This window comes from Bartonella sp. AP57NXGY (genome assembly GCF_042195805.1).
In the GTDB taxonomy this organism is placed as follows: Bacteria; Pseudomonadota; Alphaproteobacteria; order Rhizobiales; family Rhizobiaceae; genus Bartonella.
Map to the genome: position 1 here is coordinate 1 of NZ_JBHIOZ010000238.1, position 1,779 is coordinate 1,779.

Here is a 1,779-nt window from a genome sequence, read left to right on the forward strand (position 1 = left end):
ACCGTCACCCACCGCTATGAAAAACAAAGCGGATACACCACAGAAATCACCTTTGAGGCACCAGACAAGGGAAAAGAAAGCAATGAGAACACTGAACATGCTAAAAACAGAAAATCCAAGAGATGATTTTGCTTCTTCTTTTCGTCAACTTCCCCATAATATTGAAGCAGAGCAGGCATTACTTGGAGCAATCCTGATTAATAATAATGCACTCGATCGCGTTTCAGACTTTCTCAAAGCAGAACATTTTTTTGAAACGCTACACCAAAAGATCTTTGAGATTGTCTTACAAATTATTCAAAATGGTCATCTTGCAAACCCCATTACAATCAAGCCCTATATCCAAATGGAAGAAAAAGTTGGAGATATTACTGTATACCAGTATGTTGTTCGCTTAGCCACAGAGGCAGTCACTATTATTAACACTGAAGATTATGGACGCGTTATTTACGATCTTTTTATCCGCCGGTCTTTGATTAATCTTGGCAATGAAGTTGCCAATACAGCTTTTGATGCGCCTCTGGAGTTCACACCTTCCCAACAAATTGAAACGATTGAAAATCAATTATTTGAGTTAGCCGAAAAAGGCAAATATGGGGGCGGGTTTGAAAACTTTAATACAGCCATTGCAAAAGCACTTAACATGGCAAGCGCTGCAAAAAAGCGTTCTTCAAAACTCTCTGGGATAGCTACCCATATCAAAACCCTTGATGAGAAAATGGGAGGGCTACAGCCATCCGATTTGATTATCATAGCTGGACGCCCTGGAATGGGGAAAACCTCTCTGGCGACCAATATTGCTTTTAATATTGCCAATGCTTGTAAGCGTGATAACAGCCAAGAAAATGAAGGGGGCATTGTAGGTTTCTTCTCACTTGAGATGTCAACAGAACAGCTTGCAACTCGTATTATCTCAGAACAAATAAAGGTTTCTTCTTCTGATATGCGTCGTGGTAATATCTCAGAAGAGCAATTTACCAACATCATTTACGCAATGCGTTCCTTACAAACAATCCCTCTTTATATTGATCAAACGGGGGGTGTATCCCTAGCACAATTGGCCGCCCGTGCAAGGCGTCTTAAACGACAACATGGTTTAGATGTCTTGATTATCGATTATATCCAACTCATGACAAGCGGTTCAAAGCGTTCATTAGAAAATCGCGTTCAAGAAATTACAGCCATTACCACCGGATTAAAAGCACTTGCAAAAGAACTCAATATTCCCATCATTGCTCTGTCACAACTTTCGCGTCAAGTTGAAAACCGAACCGATAAACGTCCACAACTCTCCGACTTACGTGAATCTGGTTCAATCGAGCAAGATGCCGACATTGTTCTGTTCGTTTATCGTGAAGAATATTATCTCAAAAATGAAGAACCCAAAGAAGGCACCGCTGAGTATAGCAAATGGCAAGATGCAATGGAGCAAGCCAAGGGTAAAGCCGAGGTTATTATAGCAAAACAACGCCATGGTCCGACAGGAATCGTTCCCCTTGCCTTTCAACCCGACTTTACATGCTTTAGTGATTTGGAAAAATAGGAGCAGAAAAATGCGTTAAAGAGAGCTTTAAATATCCTTTGAAAGGCATTTGAAGACCCTTTGAGAACCCCTTAAAAACTCTTTAAAAAAAATAAATTGGTACAAAACCTAGTGGCAAAATATACAAAACCCGCTGGCAAGCTACAGCTATAACTCCACACAAGAACGAATAAATACAAAATTCAATGGAGCGGGCGATGGGATTCGAACCCACGACCCCAACCTTGGCAAGGTTG

Annotated in this window: 1 protein-coding gene and 1 pseudogene; both read left to right on the plus strand. The window is 40.8% G+C overall.

Annotation, left to right across the window (positions count from 1 at the left end; all coding sequences use genetic code 11):
- Window positions 1-126, plus strand: a pseudogene (locus tag ACFIL8_RS09835) (late control protein); the annotation flags it as partial.
- Window positions 83-1,543: a replicative DNA helicase gene (locus ACFIL8_RS09840; RefSeq protein WP_375689619.1), complete on the plus strand. Its 1,461-nt coding sequence runs from the start codon at window positions 83-85 to the stop codon at window positions 1,541-1,543. The pseudogene ACFIL8_RS09835 and the gene ACFIL8_RS09840, both read left to right, overlap by 44 nt.
- Window positions 1,544-1,779 lie beyond the last annotated feature (236 nt).

What these genes read in the sequence shown, in the direction of transcription:
- ACFIL8_RS09840 (WP_375689619.1), top strand. Translation starts at nt 83, where the DNA reads ATGAGAACACTGAACATGCTAAAAACAGAAAATCCAAGAGATGATTTT.